The sequence below is a fragment of the Mesorhizobium sp. AR10 genome (assembly GCF_024746795.1).
Lineage (GTDB): Bacteria > Pseudomonadota > Alphaproteobacteria > Rhizobiales > Rhizobiaceae > Mesorhizobium.
The window spans coordinates 4,677,349-4,699,707 of sequence record NZ_CP080524.1; the positions used below are offsets into that span (position 1 = coordinate 4,677,349).

General features: G+C 63.9%; 20 protein-coding genes and 1 pseudogene. 8 read left to right on the plus strand and 13 right to left on the minus strand.

The features are described from left to right. Nucleotides 1-8 precede the first annotated feature (8 nt). Nucleotides 9-1,197 (minus strand): annotated as a pseudogene (locus LHFGNBLO_RS33725) (glycine C-acetyltransferase). Between the two features lie 295 nt (nucleotides 1,198-1,492). On the opposite strand from LHFGNBLO_RS33725, the gene LHFGNBLO_RS26305 reads away from it, so the two are divergent. Next, complete coding sequence (locus LHFGNBLO_RS26305) at nucleotides 1,493-3,565, plus strand: putative bifunctional diguanylate cyclase/phosphodiesterase (RefSeq protein ID WP_258602201.1); 2,073 nt, start codon at nucleotides 1,493-1,495, stop codon at nucleotides 3,563-3,565. Between the two features lie 131 nt (nucleotides 3,566-3,696). On the opposite strand, the gene LHFGNBLO_RS26310 is transcribed toward LHFGNBLO_RS26305, so the two are convergent. Together LHFGNBLO_RS26310 and LHFGNBLO_RS26315 are read right to left on the minus strand one after the other, a co-directional pair. Then, on the minus strand, nucleotides 3,697-4,434 hold the full coding sequence (locus LHFGNBLO_RS26310; RefSeq protein ID WP_258602202.1) for a hypothetical protein: 738 nt from the start codon (nucleotides 4,432-4,434) through the stop codon (nucleotides 3,697-3,699). Nucleotides 4,435-4,654: 220 nt separating this feature from the next. After that, nucleotides 4,655-6,700 carry an NADH:flavin oxidoreductase gene (locus LHFGNBLO_RS26315; RefSeq protein ID WP_258602203.1) on the minus strand — a complete coding sequence of 682 codons (2,046 nt, stop codon included), beginning with the start codon at nucleotides 6,698-6,700 and terminating at the stop codon, nucleotides 4,655-4,657. A gap of 200 nt (nucleotides 6,701-6,900) precedes the next feature. Here LHFGNBLO_RS26315 and queF point away from each other — a divergent pair, with 200 nt between their 5' ends. Beyond that, a complete protein-coding gene (queF, locus tag LHFGNBLO_RS26320; RefSeq protein ID WP_258602204.1) occupies nucleotides 6,901-7,362 on the plus strand; it encodes a preQ(1) synthase in 462 nt (153 codons plus the stop codon). Between the two features lie 29 nt (nucleotides 7,363-7,391). Here queF and LHFGNBLO_RS26325 read toward each other — a convergent pair whose 3' ends face one another. From LHFGNBLO_RS26325 to LHFGNBLO_RS26340, 4 genes are read right to left on the minus strand one after another with little or no spacing between them, the layout of a single operon-like run. Next, entirely contained in the window at nucleotides 7,392-8,576 is a 1,185-nt protein-coding gene (locus LHFGNBLO_RS26325; protein WP_258602205.1) for a mandelate racemase/muconate lactonizing enzyme family protein, read from the minus strand. Between the two features lie 7 nt (nucleotides 8,577-8,583). Beyond that, the gene (locus LHFGNBLO_RS26330) at nucleotides 8,584-9,144 is read right to left on the minus strand and encodes a hypothetical protein (protein WP_258602206.1); all 561 of its coding nucleotides are present in this window, start codon (nucleotides 9,142-9,144) and stop codon (nucleotides 8,584-8,586) included. 4 nt (nucleotides 9,145-9,148) lie between these two features. After that, nucleotides 9,149-9,628 (minus strand): YbjP/YqhG family protein, encoded by a 480-nt coding sequence (locus LHFGNBLO_RS26335; protein ID WP_258602207.1) that lies wholly within the window; start codon nucleotides 9,626-9,628, stop codon nucleotides 9,149-9,151. Nucleotides 9,629-9,662: 34 nt separating this feature from the next. Continuing rightward, nucleotides 9,663-11,231 carry a trimethylamine methyltransferase family protein gene (locus LHFGNBLO_RS26340; protein WP_258602208.1) on the minus strand — a complete coding sequence of 523 codons (1,569 nt, stop codon included), beginning with the start codon at nucleotides 11,229-11,231 and terminating at the stop codon, nucleotides 9,663-9,665. A gap of 92 nt (nucleotides 11,232-11,323) precedes the next feature. On the opposite strand from LHFGNBLO_RS26340, the gene LHFGNBLO_RS26345 reads away from it, so the two are divergent. From LHFGNBLO_RS26345 to LHFGNBLO_RS26360, 4 genes are all read left to right on the plus strand, one after another. Beyond that, the gene (locus tag LHFGNBLO_RS26345) at nucleotides 11,324-12,226 is read left to right on the plus strand and encodes a LysR substrate-binding domain-containing protein (protein ID WP_258602209.1); all 903 of its coding nucleotides are present in this window, start codon (nucleotides 11,324-11,326) and stop codon (nucleotides 12,224-12,226) included. A 197-nt stretch (nucleotides 12,227-12,423) separates the two neighbouring features. Beyond that, nucleotides 12,424-13,512: a M14 family metallopeptidase gene (locus LHFGNBLO_RS26350; RefSeq protein ID WP_258602210.1), complete on the plus strand. Its 1,089-nt coding sequence runs from the start codon at nucleotides 12,424-12,426 to the stop codon at nucleotides 13,510-13,512. 60 nt (nucleotides 13,513-13,572) lie between these two features. Next, nucleotides 13,573-15,459, plus strand: coding sequence for a DNA mismatch repair endonuclease MutL (mutL, locus tag LHFGNBLO_RS26355; RefSeq protein ID WP_258602211.1), 1,887 nt, complete (start codon nucleotides 13,573-13,575; stop codon nucleotides 15,457-15,459). 41 nt (nucleotides 15,460-15,500) lie between these two features. After that, nucleotides 15,501-16,034, plus strand: coding sequence for an AAA family ATPase (locus tag LHFGNBLO_RS26360; RefSeq protein WP_258602212.1), 534 nt, complete (start codon nucleotides 15,501-15,503; stop codon nucleotides 16,032-16,034). Nucleotides 16,035-16,077: 43 nt separating this feature from the next. On the opposite strand, the gene LHFGNBLO_RS26365 is transcribed toward LHFGNBLO_RS26360, so the two are convergent. After that, the gene (locus LHFGNBLO_RS26365; RefSeq protein ID WP_258602213.1) at nucleotides 16,078-16,971 is read right to left on the minus strand and encodes a DMT family transporter; all 894 of its coding nucleotides are present in this window, start codon (nucleotides 16,969-16,971) and stop codon (nucleotides 16,078-16,080) included. A 92-nt stretch (nucleotides 16,972-17,063) separates the two neighbouring features. On the opposite strand from LHFGNBLO_RS26365, the gene LHFGNBLO_RS26370 reads away from it, so the two are divergent. Beyond that, complete coding sequence (locus tag LHFGNBLO_RS26370) at nucleotides 17,064-17,990, plus strand: LysR substrate-binding domain-containing protein (protein ID WP_258602214.1); 927 nt, start codon at nucleotides 17,064-17,066, stop codon at nucleotides 17,988-17,990. Here the strand turns inward: LHFGNBLO_RS26370 and LHFGNBLO_RS26375 are convergent. Further along, nucleotides 17,987-18,583, minus strand: a complete 597-nt coding sequence (locus tag LHFGNBLO_RS26375; protein ID WP_258602215.1) for a hypothetical protein — start codon at nucleotides 18,581-18,583, stop codon at nucleotides 17,987-17,989. The two genes, LHFGNBLO_RS26370 and LHFGNBLO_RS26375, sit on opposite strands and share 4 nt — an antisense overlap. Nucleotides 18,584-18,698: 115 nt before the next feature. Here LHFGNBLO_RS26375 and LHFGNBLO_RS26380 point away from each other — a divergent pair, with 115 nt between their 5' ends. Continuing rightward, complete coding sequence (locus tag LHFGNBLO_RS26380) at nucleotides 18,699-18,932, plus strand: DUF2093 domain-containing protein (protein WP_258602216.1); 234 nt, start codon at nucleotides 18,699-18,701, stop codon at nucleotides 18,930-18,932. Between the two features lie 17 nt (nucleotides 18,933-18,949). Here the strand turns inward: LHFGNBLO_RS26380 and lpxK are convergent, their stop codons facing one another. From lpxK to LHFGNBLO_RS26400, 4 genes are read right to left on the minus strand one after another with little or no spacing between them, the layout of a single operon-like run. Beyond that, the gene (lpxK, locus tag LHFGNBLO_RS26385; RefSeq protein WP_258602217.1) at nucleotides 18,950-19,975 is read right to left on the minus strand and encodes a tetraacyldisaccharide 4'-kinase; all 1,026 of its coding nucleotides are present in this window, start codon (nucleotides 19,973-19,975) and stop codon (nucleotides 18,950-18,952) included. A gap of 1 nt (nucleotide 19,976) precedes the next feature. After that, entirely contained in the window at nucleotides 19,977-21,293 is a 1,317-nt protein-coding gene (waaA, locus tag LHFGNBLO_RS26390; RefSeq protein ID WP_258602218.1) for a lipid IV(A) 3-deoxy-D-manno-octulosonic acid transferase, read from the minus strand. Next, a complete protein-coding gene (locus tag LHFGNBLO_RS26395) occupies nucleotides 21,290-22,081 on the minus strand; it encodes a lysophospholipid acyltransferase family protein (RefSeq protein WP_258602219.1) in 792 nt (263 codons plus the stop codon). The genes waaA and LHFGNBLO_RS26395 overlap by 4 nt, the downstream gene beginning before the upstream one ends. Nucleotides 22,082-22,086: 5 nt before the next feature. Continuing rightward, the gene (locus LHFGNBLO_RS26400; RefSeq protein ID WP_258602220.1) at nucleotides 22,087-22,332 is read right to left on the minus strand and encodes a DUF4170 domain-containing protein; all 246 of its coding nucleotides are present in this window, start codon (nucleotides 22,330-22,332) and stop codon (nucleotides 22,087-22,089) included. Nucleotides 22,333-22,359: the final 27 nt, after the last annotated feature.

Here is a 22,359-nt window from a genome sequence, read left to right on the forward strand (position 1 = left end):
CCGGCCGTTCAGGAAATCACGCCCAATTCCTTGCCGACCGCGCCGAACGCCGCAACCGCGCGGTCGATGTCGGCGCTGGAATGGGCGGCCGACATCTGCGTGCGGATGCGCGCCTGGCCCTTCGGCACCACCGGGAAGGAGAAGCCTATGACATAGATGCCGCGCTTCAGCATGCGCGCCGCCATCTCCTGCGCCAGCGTCGCATCGCCCAGCATGACCGGGATGATCGGATGATCGGCGCCGGCCAGCGTGAAGCCGAGCTTGCCCATCTCTGTCCGGAAGCGCGTGGCATTGTCGTACAGTTTCTTGCGCAAACCATCGCCGCCTTTGACAAGGTCGAACACCTTGATCGAAGCGCCGGCGATCGCCGGCATCAGCGTGTTGGAGAAGAGATAGGGCCGTGAGCGCTGGCGCAGCCAGTACGACCACTTGCTTCTTGCCCGAGGTGTAGCCGCCCGATGCGCCGCCCAGCGCCTTGCCGAGTGTGCCGGTGATGATGTCCACCCTGCCCTCGACGCCGCAATGTTCGGCCGAGCCGCGGCCGTGTCTGCCGACGAAGCCAACCGCATGGCTGTCGTCGACCATCACCATCGCATCGTATTTCTCGGCGAGATCGCAGACGCCTTTCAGGTTGGCGATGATACCGTCCATGGAAAACACGCCGTCGGTGGCGATCAGCCGGAAGCGGCAGTCCTTCGCCTCCTTCAGCCGCGCTTCCAGATCGGCCATGTCGTTGTTGGCGTAGCGGAAGCGTTTGGCCTTCGACAGCCGCACGCCGTCAATGATCGAGGCGTGGTTGAGCGCATCGGAGATGATCGCATCCTCTTCGCCCAGCAACGTCTCGAACAGACCGCCATTGGCGTCGAAACAGGAGCCGTAGAGGATAGTGTCGTCCATGCCGAGGAAAGAGGAAATCGTGGATTCGAGCAGCTTGTGCTCCTCCTGCGTGCCGCAGATGAAGCGCACCGACGCCATGCCGTAACCGTAGCGATCGAGCGCTTGCTTGGCCGCATCGCGCAAGTCGACGCTGTCGGCGAGGCCGAGGTAGTTGTTGGCGCAGAAGTTCAGCACCTTTTCGCCGCCGACCTCGATCTCGGCCGACTGGGTCGAGGTGATCACCCGCTCGGATTTGTAAAGCCCGGCCGATTTCAACCCTGCGAGCTCGCTGTCGATATGGGAGAGGAATGCCGCGGTCATGATCAGGCCCTGTTGAGATTGAGCGGACTGTCGCCCCGCCGGTGAGAAAAATCCACCGCAAAAGCGACCGCTTCGGTGGTGCGGCAAAGCTCAACCACAACGGGAAGCGACCGTACGGGCAGCATGTTGGAGTAGAATGCGCGCAAATGCAGGCTCGCAGTGAAAGAACATGATAACCATTTTGGCAGCTTTCCTTGTCAGGTCCGCCGACTTCCAGACCTGTTAACCCTTTCACGCCAATGGTCTTCTTGCCAGAACGTGGCAGGAATCCGTCGACCGGGAGGGTCACCCAGAAATGTCGCAGCAGCCGGCGCAAACCGTTTCAGGCAAGCTCATACTGCTGATCAAGAGCGGCTACTGGCTGGCGCTGTTGATCATCGCCGCCATGGTGATGGCCTCCTTCGTCCTGCTGCAACAGATGATGGCGGCACAGCAGAACAACGATACGCTGCTCAATATCGTCAGCACCCAGAAAGCGCTGTCGCAGCGCATCGTCTTCCTTGCCAGCGCGACAGGTGCCGCTTCACGCGACAAGCAGCCGGCCCTGGTTACCGCGCTCAAGCAGGCGACCGCGGAATTCGAGACGAACTACGATCTGCTGCTCGATCAGACGGGAGCCGATCCGATGTCCCCGGCACGCTTCGACCCAAAGTCGATCGAGAGCGTGCTTTTTGCCAAGCCGTTTCATCTCGACTATTTCTCGGTCGGGCTTATCGCCAATGGCGGACGCCTGGTCTCGTCGTTCGAGTCCCAGCTCACCATGGCCAGCAATGGTGGCTACAAGGGCGGCGCAGAGCGCGTCAACCTCGACGCCTCCGTCGCCAACGCGACGCTGTCCGGCTATGCGGCCCTTGGCCAGCGCATCAGCGCCTTTGCCAGCGAGCGGTCGGAAAAGCTCCTCGATCTGCACCGCACGCTTTTCTACGCCACCATCGGCGTCATCGTGCTGGTGGCGCTGTTCATCTTCCGCCCGATGTCGAACGCCATCCTGCGCAAGACGCATGAGCTCATCGATGCGCGCAATTCCATGGCCTTCATCGCCGTGCACGACGGGCTGACCGGCCTGCACAACCGCACCTTCCTGACCGATCATTTCGAAACACTGATCAAGGGCGCGCATCGCCGGCGCGAGCGCCTGGCGGTGATCCAGCTCGACCTCGACCGGTTCAAGCAGATCAACGACACGCTCGGCCACGCCGCCGGCGACTATGTGCTGGTCGTCACCGCACAACGCATGCGTGACTCCTGCCGGGCTTCGGATCTCTGCGCGCGTCTGGGCGGCGACGAGTTCGTGATGATCCTCAATGGAGCCGGCGATACCGAAGACATCAACATGCTCGCCAGGCGCATCCTGGAGCAGATCAACGAGCCGATCGGCTTTCAGGGCACGACCATCCTTCCGGGAGCCAGCGCCGGCATTGCCGTCTATCCGATCGACGCCGACAATGCGCAGGACCTGCTCGTCCACGCCGATCTGGCGCTCTATTCCGCCAAGAAGCAGGGCGGCGGCAGCTTCTCGTTCTTCTCCGAGGAGCTGCGGCGCGAACTCGACTACCGCAAGCAACTCGAGCACGACATCAAGGTCGCCATTGCGGACAAGGCGTTCGAAGTCTATTTCCAGCCGCAGGTTTCGCTGAGCCACGGCACGATCAGCGGCATCGAAGCGCTGGTGCGCTGGAAACATGCCGAACGCGGCATGATTGCGCCGGGCGAATTCATTCCGGTCGCCGAAAAATGCGGCTTCATGCCCGAGATCGGCCGCATCGTCATCGCCAAGGCGATCAACGAAGCGGCCGAGTGGGACCGCGCCGGCATCGCCTTCGGACGGCTTGCCGTCAACGTCTCCGGCACCGAACTGCGCGAGCCCGATTTCGACAAGTTCCTGTTCGACACGCTGGAGAAGGCGGGGCTCGCGCCGCAGAAACTGTCGCTGGAAATCGTCGAATCCGTCATTCTCGACGACGAGAAGACCGGGATCGCGGCGAAGCTGCGCCACATCCGTGCCGCCGGCGTCCATCTCGAGCTCGACGATTTCGGCACCGGCTATGCCTCGCTCAGCCACGTCAACCCGAACGAGATCGACCGGCTGAAGATCGACCGTCGCTTCGTCCAGAACATCAACGAGAACGGCGACAACACCAAGATCGTGCGCGCCATCACCGAGCTTGCGCGCGGCCTCGGCATCTCGATTGTCGCAGAGGGCGCCGAAACCGAGGCTGAGCTCGATTCGCTGATGGCGATCGGCTGCGACCAGGTGCAGGGCTATTCCATCGCCTTCCCGATGCCGCAGGACAAGGCGCGCGAATGGCTGGTGGCGCGGGCGCCGAAGAAGGCTAGGCTGAAGGTGCTTCAGGGCAGCCTGGCTTAGGTTGATTCTACCCCACGACATGGACCGACGTGCCTGATGGCTCTCCGTGCGGAGGCCCGGCTGCGCGCCACAAGCACTGACGGCGATTGACGCGGTAGTCGCTTGTCGCGCCAGGCCATCGGTAGAGCGCCTCAAAGCACCTCGACCGAGTCCCCGCGCAAATTCTCCCGGCGCAATTTGAGGTATGCGCGCAAATTCGGCGCGACACGAAAGCCCTCCAGCTTCGTTTCCTGGAGCGGAGCAGCCCATGCCATGTTCTCGTATCTGCGGCCATAGCCTTCGATGGTCGCGGCGAGACTCTCGCGGCCCAGATGCCCGGCCAGGGTGGCGCAGGCAGCAATCCGCGATCGTATCGACTGGCCATATTTGGGAGCAAACGCCAACCCGCCGTCCGCCAGGTCATCGACCTCATGGGCAAGCACCAGAAACAGGAGGTCCTCATCACCGGCCGGCACACCGACAGATGCAAGGCGCTCGGGGTCTCCCGTCTCGAATTTCATGTCGACCAGGCGTGCCACAATACTTTCGACGTTGGGACCGATTCTTTGCTCCAGCCACTTGCGATGGGCATCGCTGCGCCTGCTGGATTTTCCATCCGGATACTGGCCGCTGTCATAGGAGGCGTGGAACATCGCCGCGAGGACAAGATCGATACTCTTGTCGAAATGCGCGACCGAAGACGCAGCGCCCACCGCATGACAGATGAAAGGCCGCCCGGTCTTGCGGTAGCGGCCGTTGAACATGGCGCAACACACACGGTAAGCCTTCTGCACGCGGACGATATCGGCGACCGGGTATCCGGCCTCGTACAGCTGCATATAAAGCGCGGTGTTGGTCTGGCGCGGAACGAACAGTTCTTCTTTGCTCAAAATCGGCCCCCAACTTCGTTTGACTTACCGTCGACTTTTCGCTGCAGAAGCGATCGGCTTCGGGATTCTTGTACAGACTTTTCGGTAGAGTTGAGCCTGCCCCTTCCCGCCTGGATCGGGGGATGACGGAAAATTGCAAATGTGACCGGAGAAGTCCAGTCCAAGGGAACCGCCGTCCCGCGAGCGGGAGTGTCACGTGACCCTACGGGACGGCTGGCGCTTAGATCCTGATACCGAGCCTGATGCCGTCATAGATGGCGGCGTGGATGTTGCGCGAGGCGACTGCGTCGCCAATGCGAAACAGCACGAAGCCGCCCTCAGGATTGCGTGCCGGGAAGATGTCGCCGCCATTGACCAGCCGCTCATAGTCGACCGCGCCGGCGTTCTTCGACAGCGGCTTCAGCGAGAGATAGAGATCGTCGAGCGGCAGCGTGCCGTGCTCGACCACCACCTGGTCGACCCGCCGCTCGCCGCGCCAGCCATCGGCAAAGTCGGAAGCGAGCTCGGCGACCAGCTGATTGCCCTCGCGCCGCACCGAACGTAGCCTTGTGTTGATGGTGATGGTGACGCCCTTTTCCTGGAAGGCGCGCATATAGGGCACGTGGTTCATGCCGCCCATTTCCGGGGCGAAGAAGCGTTCCGGCGAAACCAGCTCCAGCCTCGCGCCACCGTTGGCGATCAGTTCGGCGGCACCCATGCCCTGATGGCCACCATTGTCGTCATAGAGCAGCACGTTTTCGGCCGGCTTGGCGCTGCCGGCCATGATGTCCCAGCTGGAGGTGACGAGGTTGTCGCCCGCCGCCAGCGGCGGGTTCTGCGGCAGGCCGCCGGTGGCGACCACCACCACGTCGGGCGCCAGCGCCAATACATCGTCTTTCTCCGCCCAGGTGTCGTAGCGGATCTCGACGCCGAGCCGCTCAAGCTCGGCCAGCCGCCAGTCGATGATGCCGATCAATTCCTTGCGGCGCGGGTTCTGCGTCGCCAGCCGCACCTGCCCGCCGGCCTGGCTCGATGCCTCGAGCACTGTCACCTGATGGCCGCGCTCGGCCGCGACGCGTGCCGTCTCCAGCCCGCCGGCCCCGGCACCGACGACGATGACCTTCCGCTTTGGTCCCTCGGTCCTGAGAATGATATGCGGGATATCAGCCTCGCGGCCGGTCGCCGCATTGTGGATGCACAGCGCCTCGCCGCCTTCATAGATGCGGTCGAGGCAATAGGTGGCGCCGACGCAAGGGCGGATCTCGTGCTCGCGGCCCTCCATCACCTTTTTGATGATATGCGGATCGGCGATGTGGGCGCGTGTCATGCCGACCATGTCGAGCTTTCCCGTGGCAATGGCATGGCGCGCGGTGGCGACGTCGGAAATGCGCGCCGCATGGAAGGTCGGGAATTTCGTCGCCGCCCTCACCTCGCCGGCAAAGTCGAGATGCGGCGACGAGCGCATGCCGGTCACCGGAATGACCCTGGTCAGCGCCGCATCGGTCTCGATCGAGCCGCGGATGATGTTGAGGAAGTCGACCTTGCCGGAGCCCGCCAGCCGCTTGGCGATGCCGACGCCATCCTGTTTCGACAGGCCTTTTTCGAAATCCTCGTCGGCGACCATGCGGATGCCGACGACGAATTTGTCGCCGACCGCCGCGCGTACCGCGTCGAGCACCATGCCGGTGAAGCGCAGCCGGTTGTCGAGCGAACCGCCAAAATCGTCGTCGCGCTGGTTGGTGGCCGGCGACCAGAAGCCGTCCATCAGATGGCCGTAGGCCTCGAATTCGATGCCGTCGAGGCCGGCGGCCTGGCAGCGCTGCGCGGCCGACGCGTAGTCGGCGACGATGCGCTCGATGTCCCAGTCCTCGATGGTCTTGGGGAAAGCGCGGTGCGCCGGCTCACGCACCGGCGAAGCCGAAAGCACCGGCAGCCAGTCGGCCTTGTTCCAGCCGGTGCGGCGGCCGAGATGGGTGATCTGGATCATCACCTTGCAGTCATGCTCGTGGCAGGCGTCGGCGAGCTCCGTGAGCCACGGCACGATGCGGTCGTCATAGACATGCAGATTGCCGAAGGCGGCCGGGCTGTCGCGCGAAACGATCGCCGAACCGGCGGTCATGGTCAGCGCCATGCCACCCTTGGCCTTTTCGGCATGGTAGAGCCGGTAGCGCTCTTTCGGCATGCCGTCCTCGGAATAGGCCGGCTCGTGGCTGGTCGACATGACCCGGTTCTTCAGCGTCAAATGTTTGAGCTGATAGGGCTGGAGAAGCGGATCGTTGCTGGCCATCGTCTTCCTGCTGTTTCAAATTGTGCCGAGCAGCAAGCGCTGCTCCATCTCTTATTCAAGCATCGGATTTATCCGAAAACCGCTGCGCACTTTTCGGTCCGATGCTCCAATTCCTACTTAAGCATCGGATTTATCCGAAAACCGCTGCGCACTTTTCGGTCCGATGCTAATGAGCGGCAAAATCCAAGGAACCCCCGCCCATGACCGTCACCAAAGACCTCACCCAGCTCGGCGCACACGTCGAGACGCCACAGAGCCCCGAAACAGCGATCCTGGAGACCGTGCCGTTTGCGCGCGGCGACGGGCCACCGGCCATCGTGCGCTTCGTCTGCCCGGAATTCACATCGCTCTGTCCGGTCACCGGCCAGCCGGATTTCGCCCATATCGTCATCGACTATGCGCCCGATACGCTCTTGGTGGAATCGAAGTCGCTCAAGCTGTTCATGACCTCGTTTCGCAACCATGGCGCCTTCCATGAAGAGTGCACCGTCATGATCGGCCGCCGCATTGTGGCCGCGACCAAGCCCTTGTGGTTGCGCATTGGCGGCTATTGGTATCCGCGCGGCGGCATTCCGATCGACGTGTTCTGGCAGACCGGCGCGCCGCCGGAAGGCGCCTGGCTGCCCGACACCGGTGTCGCACCCTATCGCGGGCGCGGCTGAGCGAGAACGTTTGAACGACCGATATTGCATCAATTCAACGGCAAGCGCCGGTAGCGGCCAGGGTTGTTGGGGTCGCTGAAATGGCCCATCGGCCCGTGCTCGGCGAAATGCTGGGACCAGCGTTTCATCGCGGCGGCGTCGAGATCGACGCCGAGGCCATTGCCCTCCGGCACGCGCACCGTGTTGCCGGTCTGGCGGAACGGTCCGCCCTTGATGACGTCGCCAATCTGCCAGGCAAACAGCGACTGCGATGCTTCGGTGATCCACTGCGTCGCCGCCACGACATGCAGGTAGGCCGATGTCATGATGCCGAGATCGTTCGAGTAGCACCAGAACCCCTTGCCCATAGCCTCGCAGGCGGCGATGAACTTCAGGGTTTTTGACAGTCCGCCGAGGGCCGCGAAATTGCAGACGAAATAATCCGGGGCGCCGAGCGCGACCGCCCGTCTCAGGTCTGGAGTGTGCGTTGAGAACGGAATGCGCGAATGCTGGCGAAGTGCGGCCATCTCCTCGAAGGTGGCGACCGGATCCTCATAGTTGCGGATGTTGAACGGCTCGATCTCGCGCAGCACCCAGCGCGCCGTGGTCAGCGACCATTGCATGTTGGAATCGAGCCTGATCTGTGCCTTTTCACCCAGCGCCTCGCGCAGCATGCGCACGGTCCTGATTTCGAGCTGCGGATCGCCCATGATCAGCTTGCCCTCGAAGATCGTCGAGCCGTGCTGCTCGCGCATCTTCAGGCAATAGTCGACGATCGCCTCCGACGTCATCTCACCGCCCGCGCCATTCTGTGCGGCGCGAAAGGAGAAATATTCGGAAAACGGAATGTCCTTGCGCACCGCGCCGCCGAGCAGCTTGTAGAGCGGCATGCCGAAGACCTTGCCTCTGATATCCCACAGCGCCAGTTCGACGGCGCCGAACGCCACGGAGGCGGCATTCTCGCCGGTGTTGGCGGTGATCTGCCACGGCGGCACGCAGCGCGCCTCGCAGTCGGCAAGGTCGAGCGGATCGGCGCCGATCAGTGCCGGCGCGATCTCGGCCTTGATCACCTCGCCAAAATGCCACCATGGCGCCTCACCCAGTCCGACCACGCCTTCGTCGGTCTCGACCTCGACGATCGACTTCGAGGCACCGCCATAGAGACCGGCCGTCCACCAGAACGGCGCGTCGAGCGGGACATTGACATGGGTGACGCGGATGTTGGTGATCTTCATCGCTTCCCTATTCGCACTGATATTGGCTGAGCGCCCATTCGCCGGTCACCGACAAAAGGTCCGTGATCTTCCAGTCGCCATCGACCTTCCTGAACTTCCATTCCAGACGGTGCGCATTGCCGGCAACGACGAAGGCGACGATGACCTTGGCCTGATCGCCATTGATCGCTTCCAAAGTCTTCAGGCTCTTGTCGATCTCGCCCTTGTCATAGTCTGCATTGTCGAGCGCCATGTTGGGATCGAGGCATTCGCCCTGTCCCGATTTGCGCAGCGCGTCGCTCTTGTCGAGCACTGACTTGGCGGGATCGATGAAATGGCTGCGCTCGGCCGGATCGAGCTCGAGCCCGACCTGACCGTAAAACGGCCTGACCACAGCTGTCGGCGATCCTGGTTGTATGGGTGCTGCCGGCGCGTCCGACGGCGGCGGCCATCCGACCGGTGGCGTTGCTGGTTCCGCCGCCTCGCCAGGTACGTTTGCCGGCGGCGCACCGAACAGGCCCTGAGCGGTGGCGCTGCTCGCCGTCAGCAGGCACACGGCCGCCAGCGCCAGGAGACGGCAACGGGCCACGGCATCACTCCGGAGTCTGACCGGCCATGCATTCCAGCGCGCTGAGCGTCCAGCCGCTGGATTTGGAAGCGATGTCGGCGACCTTCCATTTGCCGTCGACCTTCTTCAGTGACCAGACCATTTCACGTTTGGAATCATCGCCTTCGGGGAAAAGGTTGAAGGTCACGGTCACGCTGGCGCTGTCGCCATCGACCGCTTCGGACAGCTTAAGTGTCTTGGCGACGGTCTTCTCGTCATAGTCCTGCGCGTCGAGACCGGGGGCGAAGTCGATACAAGGCACCTCGTCCGGCTTGTTCTTCTGCGCCTGGTCGTTGAGGTCGAAAAGCTTGGTCACCGGCTCGGTGAAACGGTCGCGGTATTTCGCGTCGGGCTCGAACTTGACCTCGGGTACATAGAAGAACTTCACCGCATTGGATGCCGGCCCGGCCAGGGCGGCCGCAGGCGCTGCGATCGAGAGGGCGGTAACAATCGCTGTCAGTCTCATGCAGAATCTCCGGAGCTTTGGTGGCGTGACTTGATCAATACCACGCATCCTGCATCCCGGCTTTTTTGCGGTCCATAAAATCCTGCAGCGCCTCGTCTACGCCCAGGTCGAGCGGCGGCGCCTGGTATTCGGCCAGCGCCTTCTTCCAGCGCCGGTTGGCGCGGATGGCGGCGTCTTCGGACCCAGCGGCCTGCCATTTCTCGTAGGGCTCGTTGTCGGCGATTTCCGAATCCCAGAATGCCGTCTCGTAATTGGCCAAGGTATGAGCGGAGCCGAAGAAGTGGCTGCCCGGCCCGACCTCCCTGAAAGCCTCCAGCGCCAGCTGGTTATCGTCGACCTTGACGCCGTCGAGATAGGTGTGCAGCGCGCCGCAGAAATCCGCGTCCATGACGAATTTTTCGTAGGACATCGACAACAGACCGTCGAGGAAGCCGGCCGAATGCAGGATGAAGTTGGCGCCGCAATGCACCGCCGCCAGCATCGACATGGTGCCTTCATTCATCGCATGGGCGTCGGGCAGCTTCGAGGTGGTGAAATTGCCGGAGCAGCGCAGCGGCAGGTTCAGCCGCCGCGCCAATTGGCCGATGACCATCGAGCCGATTGCCGGTTCCGGTGTGCCGAAGGTCGGCGATCCCGAGCGCAGCGACATCGAGGAGAGAAAATTGCCGAAGATAACCGGCGCGCCCGGTCGTTCGAGCTGGGTCAGCGCGCAGCCGGCCATGGTTTCGGCCAGCGACTGGGCAATGGCGCCGGCATTGGTCACCGGGCCCATCGCGCCGCCGAGAATGAACGGCACGATCACCGCCGCCTGGTTGGCGCGGGCATAAGCGCGCAGCGCCGTGGTCATCGTCGCGTCCCAGACCAGCGGCGAGTTGACGTTGACATTGCCGAGAATGACGCAGTTGCGGTCGACGAAATCGTGGCCGAAGACGATGCGCGCCATGTCGATCGAATCCTCGGCACGGCTCTCCGCCGTCACCGAGCCCATGAAGCCGCGGTCCGAATATTTGATGTGGCTGTAGACCATGTCGAGGTGGCGCTTGTTGACCGGCACGTCGACCGGCTCGCAAATGGTGCCGCCGGAATGGTGCAGCCAGGGCGAGGACTGCGCCAGCTTCACGAAGTTGCGGAAATCCTCGATCGTGCCGTAGCGGCGGCCCTTGTCGATATCCATGACGAAGGGCGAGCCATAGGCCGGCGAGAAGACGACGCTCTTGCCGCCGATCTCGACTGAATTGGCTGGGTTGCGCGCATGCTGGGTAAAGCTGGCCGGTGCGGTCTTCAGGATCTCACGCAGCATGCCCGGCTCGAACTTGACCAGCACACCGTCGATATCGGCCCCTGCCCGCTTCCAGTGCGCCAAGGCCACCGGATCGTCGCGGAACTCGATGCCGATCTCGGCCAGGATGCGGTCGGCCGTCGCCTCGATGCGCAGCAGATTTTCCTCCGACAGAATGTCGTAGGTCGGGATGTTGCGGATAATGTAGGGCCGGCCGAGCCCTTCCGAGCCGTGCGAACGCAGTTCGCGCCGCGCCACGCGCCCGCCGCCGCGCTCGCGGCGTTTGACTGGTTCGGTCGTCGTGTCGGCGGCCGGTGCGTTCATGGAAACTCCATCCTCCCAGAGCCAGTCAATCTAGCGGGACAAAATATGGCTGTGACGCTGGAAAATCCTGATCTCTTGTATAAGCTCAACTTATGCGAAGCCTGCGCCATCTTCTGCCCTCCGCCGGCAGCCTGATCGTTTTCGAGGCCGCCGGCCGGCTGTCGAGCTTTACCGCCGCCGGGCGGGAGCTCGGCATGACGCAGGCCGCCGTGTCTTATGCGATCCGTGGACTTGAGGAGCAGCTCGGCGCCAAGCTCTTCCAGCGCCGCCATCGACAAGTCAGCCTTACCGAAGCCGGCGACCGCTTTCATGCCGACGTTTCGCTCGGCCTGTCGCACATCCGCAAGTCGGCGGAGGATCTACGCCAGATCGCCGTCGGCGCCCATGTGACGCTCGCGGCCTCCACGGCTTTCGCCTCGTTCTGGATGATGCCGCGCCTGCAGCAGTTTCGCGACGAATTGCCCGGCATCGACCTGCGCATCCAGACCGCCGACCGCGATCTCGACATCATCGCCGAAGACATTCCGCTCGGCATTCGCGGCGGCGAGCCGAGGGAGTGGCCGGACTATCATTCGCTGCCGCTGGCCGACGAGGAAATATTCCCGGTTGCCGGCGCGAGCTATGTGGCGCGCTTCGGGCTGCCCGAGGCCGTCGAGGACCTTCCGGCACACCGGCTGATCCATCTCGAAGAGCCGTTTCGCGAGGCCGCGAGCTGGGACGAGTGGTTCGCCTCGGCCGGAGCCGATATCACCGATGCCGGGCGCGGCTTGCGCATCAACGACTATGCGCTGGTGATCCAGGCGGTGATGGAAGGGCAAGGCATTGCGCTCGGGTGGGGTCACCTCGCCGAGCGGCTTTTGGCGTCAGGACTGCTGGTGCGCGTCACCGGCCACACGATGACAACCGGCAAGGGTTTTCACATCATCTGGTCGAAGAACCGGGAGCTCAGCGAAAACGCCCGCAAGGTGCGCGACTGGCTCGCTGCGCAGGCGTGAGTTGGTTCCACTCGCTTGCTGACCTGACGGCGTCGCTCTTTTCAGAAGAATGGAATGAGGGCATGATTTCTTTATTTCATAGTCTTTGTGTCGCCAGTTGAAACACTCCACCCAACGGATTGTACTGGCGATTGTTGTAGTGTCGCTTGGGCAGGGGCTGGCCGCTACGCGACGCGGGCGAGAGGCACATATCAATCATGGTCGACAGTTTTTCCGACAGCTATGCCGAAGCACGGGACAAGTTTCTTGCCGCCGCTCGCGATGCCGAAGCGCGCATCCACAGCTATGGGCGCGACGACCTCAAGGGAAAGGATGGCGAGCGTCTCGTCTGCGATGTCGCTGTGCTCGGCACCGACGACGCCGATCGCGCGGCGATCGTCATCACTGGGACCCACGGAGCCGAAGGCTACTGTGCCTCCGCCATCCTGCATCGCTGGCTGGCGTCGCGAGCTGCCGACGTTGATCTGAAAGACCTCAAGATCGTGCTCGTGCATGCCATTAATCCCTGGGCGTTCTCCCATAAAACTCGGGCGACCGAAAACAATGTCGACCTCAACCGAAATTTTCTGCCGGCCGGTTCGACCTACGGTCGCCAGAATCCTTCCTACGACAAGCTGGTTCCTTTCCTGCATGCCGATGGACTCCATGCTCGTGACGAGCTCGCCGCGCATCTGGCCTACAAGAGCTTTCTCGATGAGCACGGCTGGCACATCGAGAACGAGGCGTGGGCCGGCCAAGGCCACCGCCCGGACGGCATCTTCTACACTGGAAACGGGCCGGAATGGGCTAATCGCATCTTCCGCGGAATCGTCAACGAACACCTCGGCGCCACGAAGACCATCGGGTTCATCGACTGGCACACCTGCATCGGACGTTTCGGCGAGATCGCATATCTGATCTTCGACGAAGAAGGCACTCCGGAACACAAGGCTGCTGCCGGCTGGTGGAGTCGCGGCGAAGGAGACAGACACGCCTTCAATGCCGGTGCCGTGCCCAGATATGAAGGCCTTCTCTGCAAGGCGATCCGTCAGGAATTGCCGGCGTCGAGGATCGCCGGCGCCGTCATCGAGTTTGGAACCGTCGACGAATATACTCTGTTCCGGGCCGACCGCCTGGACCGCTGGCTGCGGTCGGAAGGCCGCGACGATCCGGATCATGACCTGCTTCGCGAGGATTATTTGAACGTCTGTTGTCCACGCGACACTGCCTGGCGACGATATGTGCTTGCTGAAGGCCCGGCTGTCATGGACCGGCTGATTGACGGAGTGCTCGCCTGGCGGGAATGAGCCGTCGAATCCATATCCAGTCCTTGCACGCGGTGGCACGAATCCGTGTAAGATGCCCTCATGCCCATCCGTCAGCTTTCCGAAACGATGATCAACCAGATCGCCGCCGGCGAAGTCATCGAGCGTCCCGCAAGCGTGGTCAAGGAACTGGTCGAGAATGCGCTTGATGCTGGCGCAAGCAGAGTCGAGATCGTCACCGCCGGCGGCGGGCTGAACCTGATCCGCGTCACCGACGACGGCTCGGGCATTCCCGAACAGGAGTTGTCGCTGGCGATCGCGCGCCACTGCACCTCGAAGCTTGCCGAGAACATTCACGACATCCGCTCGCTCGGCTTTCGCGGCGAGGCGCTGCCGTCGATCGGCTCGGTGGCGCGGCTGTCGATCCGCTCGCGCACCGCATCGGGCGACAGTGCCGCCGAGATCGGCATCGAGGGCGGCCGCGTTTCCGCCGTCAAACCGGCGGCGGCCAATCGCGGCACCACGGTCGAGGTGCGCGACCTGTTCTTCGCCACGCCGGCGCGGCTCAAATTCATGAAGGGCGAGCGCGCCGAAAGCTCGGCCACCAGCGACGTCATCAAGCGCATTGCCATCGCCTTCCCCGCCGTGCGCTTCACGCTGGCCGGCTCGGACCGCTCGACGCTGGAATTGCCGGCGACCGACGACAGCCCGGAAGGCCGCTTGCGCCGCGTTGCGCAAGTGATGGGCGCCGACTTTCCCGACAATTCCATTGCCATCGACGCCGTGCGCGACGATGTGCATCTCGCCGGTCACGTCTCGATCCCCTCCTTCAGCCGTGCCAACGCGCTGCAGCAATATGCCTATGTCAACGGACGGCCGGTGCGAGACAAGCTGATCGCCGGCGCCATCCGCGGCGCCTTCGCCGACGTTTTGCCGCGCGACCGTCATGCGGTCACCGTGCTGTTCCTGACGCTTGATCCGGCCATCGTCGACGTCAATGTCCACCCGGCCAAGGCCGATGTCCGTTTCCGCGATCCGGGACTGGTGCGCGGGTTGATCGTCGGCGCCATCCGCGAGGCGCTGGCCAATGCCGGCATCCGCGCCGCCACCACGGGTGCGGCCGGCATGATGGCGGCATTCCGGCCGGGTGCCGCATCCTATGCTCATGCCGGTCCGGCCAACGGCCACCGCAGCTACGAGGCGGCGTACCGGGCCTCCGGTTCCGGCTTCGACCCGGCCCGTTCCTCGCAGCGGCCGCTCGACATGCAGTTCGAAGGCGGCGGCTTTGACCATACGGGGGGCAGAAATGGAGCCTTCGGTGAAAGCGATCAGGCTGCTTTCGACGCCGGGCCGCTGCACAGCGCCGACGCGCGCGCCGGGCTGGATGAGGCGGCACAGACGCTGCTCGGCACGGCGCTGGGCGCCGCACGGGCTCAGGTGCATGAAAACTACATCGTCGCGCAGACCAGGGATTCGCTCGTCATCGTCGACCAGCATGCGGCGCATGAGCGGCTGGTCTACGAGGCGCTGAAGAATGCGCTCCACTCCCGCGCGGTGCCGTCGCAGATGCTGCTTTTACCCGAGATCGTCGACCTGCCGGAAGAGGATGCCGAGCGGCTGGCTCTGCACTCCGAGACGCTGGCCCGCTTCGGCCTCGGCATCGAACGCTTCGGCCCCGGTGCGGTCGCGGTGCGCGAGACGCCGTCGATGCTCGGCGAGACCAATGTCCAGCAACTGGTGCGCGACCTTGCCGACGAGATCGCCGACAACGACACGGTCGACACGCTAAAAGGCCGGCTGGACAGAATCGCCGCGACCATGGCCTGCCATGGTTCGGTGCGCTCCGGCCGCCTGCTCAAGCCGGAGGAGATGAACGCGCTGCTGCGCCAGATGGAGGCGACGCCGGGCTCCGGCACCTGCAACCACGGCCGCCCGACCTATATCGAGCTGAAACTCGCCGACATCGAAAGGCTGTTCGGGCGGCGGTGAAGACAGTCCCTATACCCTTCACCGCTTTCTGAGGTCGCTTTGTGCAACGGATCGTAATCCTCGGAAATGCCGGAAGCGGCAAATCAACCCTTGCAAGGGAATTGGGCGAACGGCTGAAATTGCCGGTCGTGCATTTGGACAAACTGTTCTGGGGGCTAGGCTGGAGCAAACCTCGTCTCGAGGTTTTCCGCGCACGCGTTAGCGAGGCAGTCTCTGGCGACGAGTGGGTGTGCGAGGGAAATTATTATCGGCAGACATTCGATTTAAGGCTTCCCCGCGCTGATCTCATCGTCTGGCTCGATACTCCTCGCCTGATTTGTTTGAGCCGGGTCGTATTGCGCAGTGCATTGAACCGGCCTCGGCCCGATCTTCCGGCAGGATGCCGCGAGACGCTGGACAAGGAGTATTTGTCATTTCTGCGCTACATCTGGAATTTCGATCGTGACGATCGATCGCACATCGAGCAGGAGCGTTTGGCCAGGGGGCCGCTGGTGCCGGTGATAAACTTGCGTGGCAGCCGTCAGATTTCAGACTTCGTAAGCTCGCTTGCCCGCCAACCAGCGCCAAAGCCCTGATGGGGCGGCGTTTTTTATTCAACCAAATCTTCCAAACCTTGATTCACCTCTTCAAATTGACCACGATGACGCCGCCGAGCGCCAATGCGCCGCCGAGGATACCGAGCAGCGTCGGCACTTCGCCCAGCCAGAAGAAGCCAATCAGCGTCGCCACCGGCGAGACCAGATAGAGGAAGTTCGAAGCGCGGGCGGCGGGCAGACGCGACAGCGCGGTGGACCAGGCAGCGTAGGCGATCAGGCTGGGTACGATGCCGAGGAAGACGACGGCGCCGAGGCCAGCCGTGTCGGCAACCGCCGCTTGCGCCAGGCCGCTCGGCAGGAAGGGCAACAGGCAGAGCGCGCCGAGCACCATGTTGGAGGCGGCGATGGTCAGCGGGTGGTGGCGGGCAAACAGCGGCTTCTGGACGATGGTGTTGACGGCTGAGCAGAGTGCGGAACCGAGCACGAGCAGCGCGCCGCTATTGACGTGCAGGCCCTGCCCCTCGCCGACGGCAATGATACCGATGCCGGCGAAGGAAATGGCGGTGCCGAGCCAGGCCATCCCGGAGAAACGCTCGCCGAGTAGCGCCATGGCCATGATGGCGGTGAAGATCGGGCTGACATTGATGATGAAGCCAGCCGCCCCGGCCGAAACCGTCAGCTCGCCGTAGTTCAGCATCACGGTATAGAGTGCGACAAAAATGACGCCGCCGACGCCGAAGCGCCAGAGTTCGTCGAGCCTGGGCAGTGTCGGGCGCTTGACGGCGAGGAAGATCGCCGCCGGCACCGCGGCGAAGGCAAAGCGCAGCGCACCGAGTTCCAGCGGCCCGAAGGCGACGAGGCCGGCGCGGATCGCCGGAAATGCGGAGGCCCAGCCGACCACCGTCAACGCAACGGCGATGGCCGCCGTGGTGTCCATCCGCTGTGTCGGATTCAACGTGCCGGTCATTGCGCTCATCTCACTGTCCCTCGCGGTTTCGTCCCTTGAACGACAGGAAACGCCTTTCTTGGCTGGTTGACAAACGACCAAATCAAGGATCAGCTGTGACTATGGATCACAGCTCAGACACTATGCTACCGCTCGAAACGCTCCGCGCCTTCGATGCCGCGGCACGAACAGGCAGCTTTTCGGCCGCCGCCGAGAAGCTCAACATCACCCATGGCGCCGTCAGCCGGCAGATTGCCAAGCTCGAGGACTGGCTCGGGCTCAAAGTGTTCGATCGCGGTGCGCGCGGCGTCGCGCTGACGATCGAGGGCAACCGGCTGCATCTGCGCACGGCGGAAGCCTTCGCACTGATATCAAGCCATTCCGACCGCTGGGTCGAACCGCGCGGCACCGCCGTGGTGCGGCTGACCTCAATCCCGTCGGTCAGCGGGCTGTGGCTGATGCCGCGCATGGCGGCGCTGGAAAACAACCCGTCCAAGCTGCGTATCGTGCTCGATGTCGATAACCGACAGGCAGACCTCGCCGACGAGGGCATCGATCTGTCGGTCCGCTGCGGGCGTGGGCGCATTCCCGGCCGTGTCTCGGTACAGCTGTTCGAGGAACAAGTGTTCCCGATCGCCTCACCGGACCTCTCCAAGGAGATCGGCCGCGGCGACCCCGCCCGGCTGCTCAAGTTTCCGCTGATCAACGATTCCGACGCTTCGGCCTGGCGCGCCTGGCTTGCCGCGCAGGGCATGGACTACCGCCCGCGCCCGCAGGATCGCCGCTTCGAGGACTATAATCTGGTGCTCGACGCCGCCGCACACGGGCTTGGCATCGCGCTGGCGCGTCCGCCACTGACCGAGCATCAACTGAAATCGGGCCGCATCGTCACTGTGGACGAGCGCACCGCACTCAACCCCGTGTCCTACTGGCTCGACCGGCCGATAGGCCGGCCGCGCGCTGCCGCCGCCGAGCTGGCGCGGCGCATCGCCATCCAGGCCGGGCTTGCACCGGAAAAGATGGAAGCCTTCATCGAGGCTGAGGGCTAGCGAAGTAACAGCAGAACGAAGCCGACAATCGCAGCGGCCAACAGACCGGCCGCAAGCGACATCAATCCGACGCTCATCTGCCTTTCAGGCCGCGCCGCATCGCCTGACCTGGAAGCCGCCTGCCCTCGCTCTGTCGCCTCAGCGGTCACAGACGCGCGGCGCGGGGGCGAAACCTCAGGCGCGAACAGCGCCAGCCACGGCAAGGCTGCCGGCCTCGCCACTCCAGCATCATCTGGCTTTGCCAGAGGCACTGCCAGAGTGCGTTGCGCCTCGTCGCCACCCGTTGCCGGTTGCTTCGCCGCCGTCGCTGCAGGTACGGCAGTGCTCGCCGCATCGGCACCCGGCTCGACCAGTGCCAGATAGGCCTGGACGACCTGCGGTGACGACATCTGCTGGGTCTTTGCGGCAGTTGCGGGCAACAAGACCGGCAACCCCGGCGCTGCCGGTTGCGAGGTCACGCCGTTCGGTACCGGCAGTTGCACCAGCGCCTTGACCAGCGCCGTCCTGACCGGATCGGCCCTTGCCGACGGCACGGCCTGCGGCGTCATCGCCTGCCTCAGCAACGCGGTCAGGCGGGCAGATGAAATGTCCATGCCGATCCCACAACAGTGGTTTTCCAACCTGACAATAGAGCCTCTGCATTGCGTCAAGCTTGACCTTGCCGGCAATTTGTGGCGATGAAATCCTCATGAACCTTGGCGCCACCTCATGATGAACCGCTTCGAAGGCCCCGGCGGCAAGGAAGCCCGCATCCGTTACCTCGACGGCGACTTCCAGGTCACCAGCCCCGGCGCGTTCGTGCGCTGCGCGGTGACCGGCGAGAACATCCCGCTGGACGAGCTCAAATACTGGAGCGTCGCCAGGCAAGAGCCCTATGTCAGCGCCGCCGCCTCGCTGCGCCGCGAGATCGAGGCGCATCCGGACCTGCGCAGCCGGCGTTGATCTGCCTCTGGCTTGGGCTAGCCCCTCAGCTTGCGCTGCCGCCAGGCATCCAGCGTCTCATCGATGATGCGTTCGGGTACATTGTCGAGCTCGAATACGGTGTCGATCTCCAGCACGTCGAGCTGGCCAAGAAACTCCGGCGATGCGCCGTGGCGCAGCCGGGCCGCATCCTTGGCGGTGGTGATGAGGCCAAGGCCCTCTTTGCGCGCCGTCGCCGCCAGTTCGACAAGTTCATCCTCGGCATAGAAATGATGGTCGGGAAACGACCGGCTCAGCGCAACGTCGCCACCGGCTTCACGCACCGTGTCGAAGAATTTTTCGGGATGGCCGATGCCGGCAAAGGCGAGAAACCGCCTGCCGGCAAACCTTTTCCCACCTTTTGGCTCGGTACGCGCCTCGAAGATCGGCCGGCCGGCGCGCGCCGCCTGGCGGACAACCGCGTCGGCAGCAAGGCCCTCGCCCATCTTCAGAAGCCCGCTGGTGAAGACCAGTTGGTCGACGATGTTGGCCCTGAGCGGCCCGCCGGGAATGACGCGGCCATTGCCGATGCCGTAGCGCGCGTCGACAACCACCAGCGCATAATCGATGTGGATGCGGGCGCTCTGGAAGCCGTCGTCCATGATCAGGAAATCGCAACCATGACTTTCGAGCAGAAGCCGCGCCCCGGCGGCGCGGTTCGGCGTCACCGCCACCGGCGCATGTTCGGCCAGAAGCAGCGGCTCGTCGCCGACATGCTTGGCGGCGTCGTGATGCGGATCGACGACATGCGGCTGCGCAAAGGAGCCGCCGTGGCCGCGCGACAGGAACCCTGGATTGAGCTGCATGCGCCTGGCCTGCCTTGCCAGCGCGATCGCAACCGGCGTCTTGCCGGTGCCGCCAACGGTGAAGTTGCCGACGCAAAGCACTGGCGCGCCGACCTTTTCGCGCACTGCCCGCCGCATGCGGCGACCAGCGACAGCGGCATAGATCGAGGACAGCGGCGACAGCGCCAGCACACGCCAGTCCGGCTCTTCCCACCAGAAGGGCGGCGCTTCGCTGGCCACCCTAGCGTCCGTCGGCGCCCTTCAGGCGCGACTTGACGACCAGCGGCTGGATGTAAGGCTCGAGCGACTTCAGCGTGCGCGCCAGGGCGCCGCGCATCTCGTCGACGGTCGCCGCCCCCGCCGCCATCATCTCGTGGCGGGCCACTTCGTTGCTCAGCAGGAAATTGACGGCGCCGGCCAGCATGTCGCGATCGCGCACCAGTTTGGCGCCGCCGCTGTCGAGCAGGCGCTGATAGGCTTCGCGAAAATTCTGGACATTGCGGCCGGCGAGTACCGCAGTGTCGAGCATGGCCGGCTCCAGCGGATTCTGGCCGCCCTCCGAAGTCAGCGAACGGCCAACGAAGGCGATTTCCGTCAGCCTGAGATACAGCCCCATCTCGCCGATCGTATCGCCGAGCAGAATATCCGTATCGGCGGTGATCTTGTCGCCCTTGCTGCGCCGCGCGACCTTGAGGCCCAAGCCGGAAATCTGCGCGGCAAGCGCTTCGGCGCGGTCGGGATGACGCGGAACGACGATCGTCAAAAGACCGTGGTGGCGTTTGTACAGCATCGCGTGAACCTCGGCGGCCACAACCTCTTCGCCATCATGGGTCGAGATCGCCGCCCAGGTCGGGCGGGCGCCGATCTGGCGCCTCAAGGTGGACAGCACCCTTTCGTCAACCGGCGGCGGCAAGGTGTCGACCTTGAGGTTGCCGGACACGGTGACCGGCCGGGCGCCGAGCGAGAGGAAGCGTTCGCCGTCGACGGCGGATTGGGCGACGACATGGGCGAGATTCTCGAACAATGCTTCGGCGATGTTGGCGCGCTTCTTCCAGGATTTGAACGAACGGTCGGACAGCCTGCCGTTGACCAGCACCTGCGGCACGCGGCGGGCGCCGAGTTCCAGGATGGTCATCGGCCAGATCTCCGATTCGGCGATGATCGCCAGGTCCGGCCGCCAGTGGTCGAGAAAACGGCTGACCGCCGGCTTGAGGTCGAGCGGCACATATTGGTGGATGATGCGGTTGCCGAGCCTCTCGTCGGCCACCTGCGCCGAGGTCACCGTCCCCGTCGTCAGGACGATGTTGACGCCGTAGTCGAGAATGCTCTCGACCAGCGGCACGACCGCGATGGTCTCGCCGACGCTCGCCGCATGGATCCAGATCACCGGTCCGTCCGGGCGCGCGCGCCCGGCAACGCCATAGCGCTCGCGGCTGCGCTTGCGATCTTCCTTGCCCTGGGAGGTGCGCCAGGCGACATAGGGCCCAATCAGCGGATAGGCGACTGCACCCGCAAAACGGTAGGCCGTCAGGAAGGCGCGCGCCCAGCGCACGCTCATCGCCGGCCGTCCACGAGGCGATAGGCCTCGGCTGTCGCGGCATTGAGCGCGACGGTAAGTTCGAGGCGCTTGCGTTCCATTTCGGCATCGTCGGCGTCAGCGGGCACGAAGATCGGCGTGCCGATAACGATGGACGAGCGGCCGAACGGCAGGTTGATGGTGGTCTTGTCCCAGCTCTTCTCCAGGACCTTGCGGCGGCTGGTGGTGATGGCGACAGGCAACAGCGGCCGGCCAGAGAGGCGTGCCAGAAGCACGATGCCAAGCCCCGCGTCGCGCGGCGTGCCGTGGGGAATATCAGCAATCATGGCGACGTTCTTGCCGGTGGCGAGCGACTTTTTCAGGGCAATCAGCGCCTTGGCCCCGCCCTTGTCTAGATGTTTGGTGCTTTCACGGCCGCCGGAACCGCGCACCGCCTCAATGCCGAATTTCTCCAGCATCAGCGCGTTGAGCTCGGCATCGGCACTGCGCGATACCATGGCGACCAACGACTTGCGCTTGGGATAGTAGGCCGGTGTAAGGATGTGCTGGCCGTGCCAGAGGGCGATAATGCCGGGCTCGAACTCTCGATAGGCGCCGCTCGAAAACCGCGCCGATCCGGCGACCAAGGGACTGGTCAGGCGCACCAGGCGCACGAACTGGGCGAACAGGCTGGCGATGGCATTCTTGACGAATCGCGACTGCGCCAGCGGTTCGCGTATCCTGCGCCAAAAGGCCTTGGTCGTGCGGCTGCGGCCCCTGCCCGCGGGCGCCGCCTCGGTGGCCGGCGCTTTCGCCACATCATGATCCATCGAAGTCAACCGGCGACCTTGCTGTCTGGGTCGAGCAGCCGGTGCAGGTGAACGACGAAATAACGCATATGGGCATTGTCCACGCTGGCTTGCGCCTTGGCTTTCCACGCAGTGTGCGCGGACTGATAGTCGGGATAGACGCCGACGATGTCGAGCGCCTCGAGATCGCGGAAATCGGTTCCGCCCAGCTTCTTGAGTTCGCCGCCGAACACCAGGTGCAAAAGCTGCTTCTTTCCGTCTTCCGCGGTCATGTCGGTCCTTCACATATCGTGAGTTTG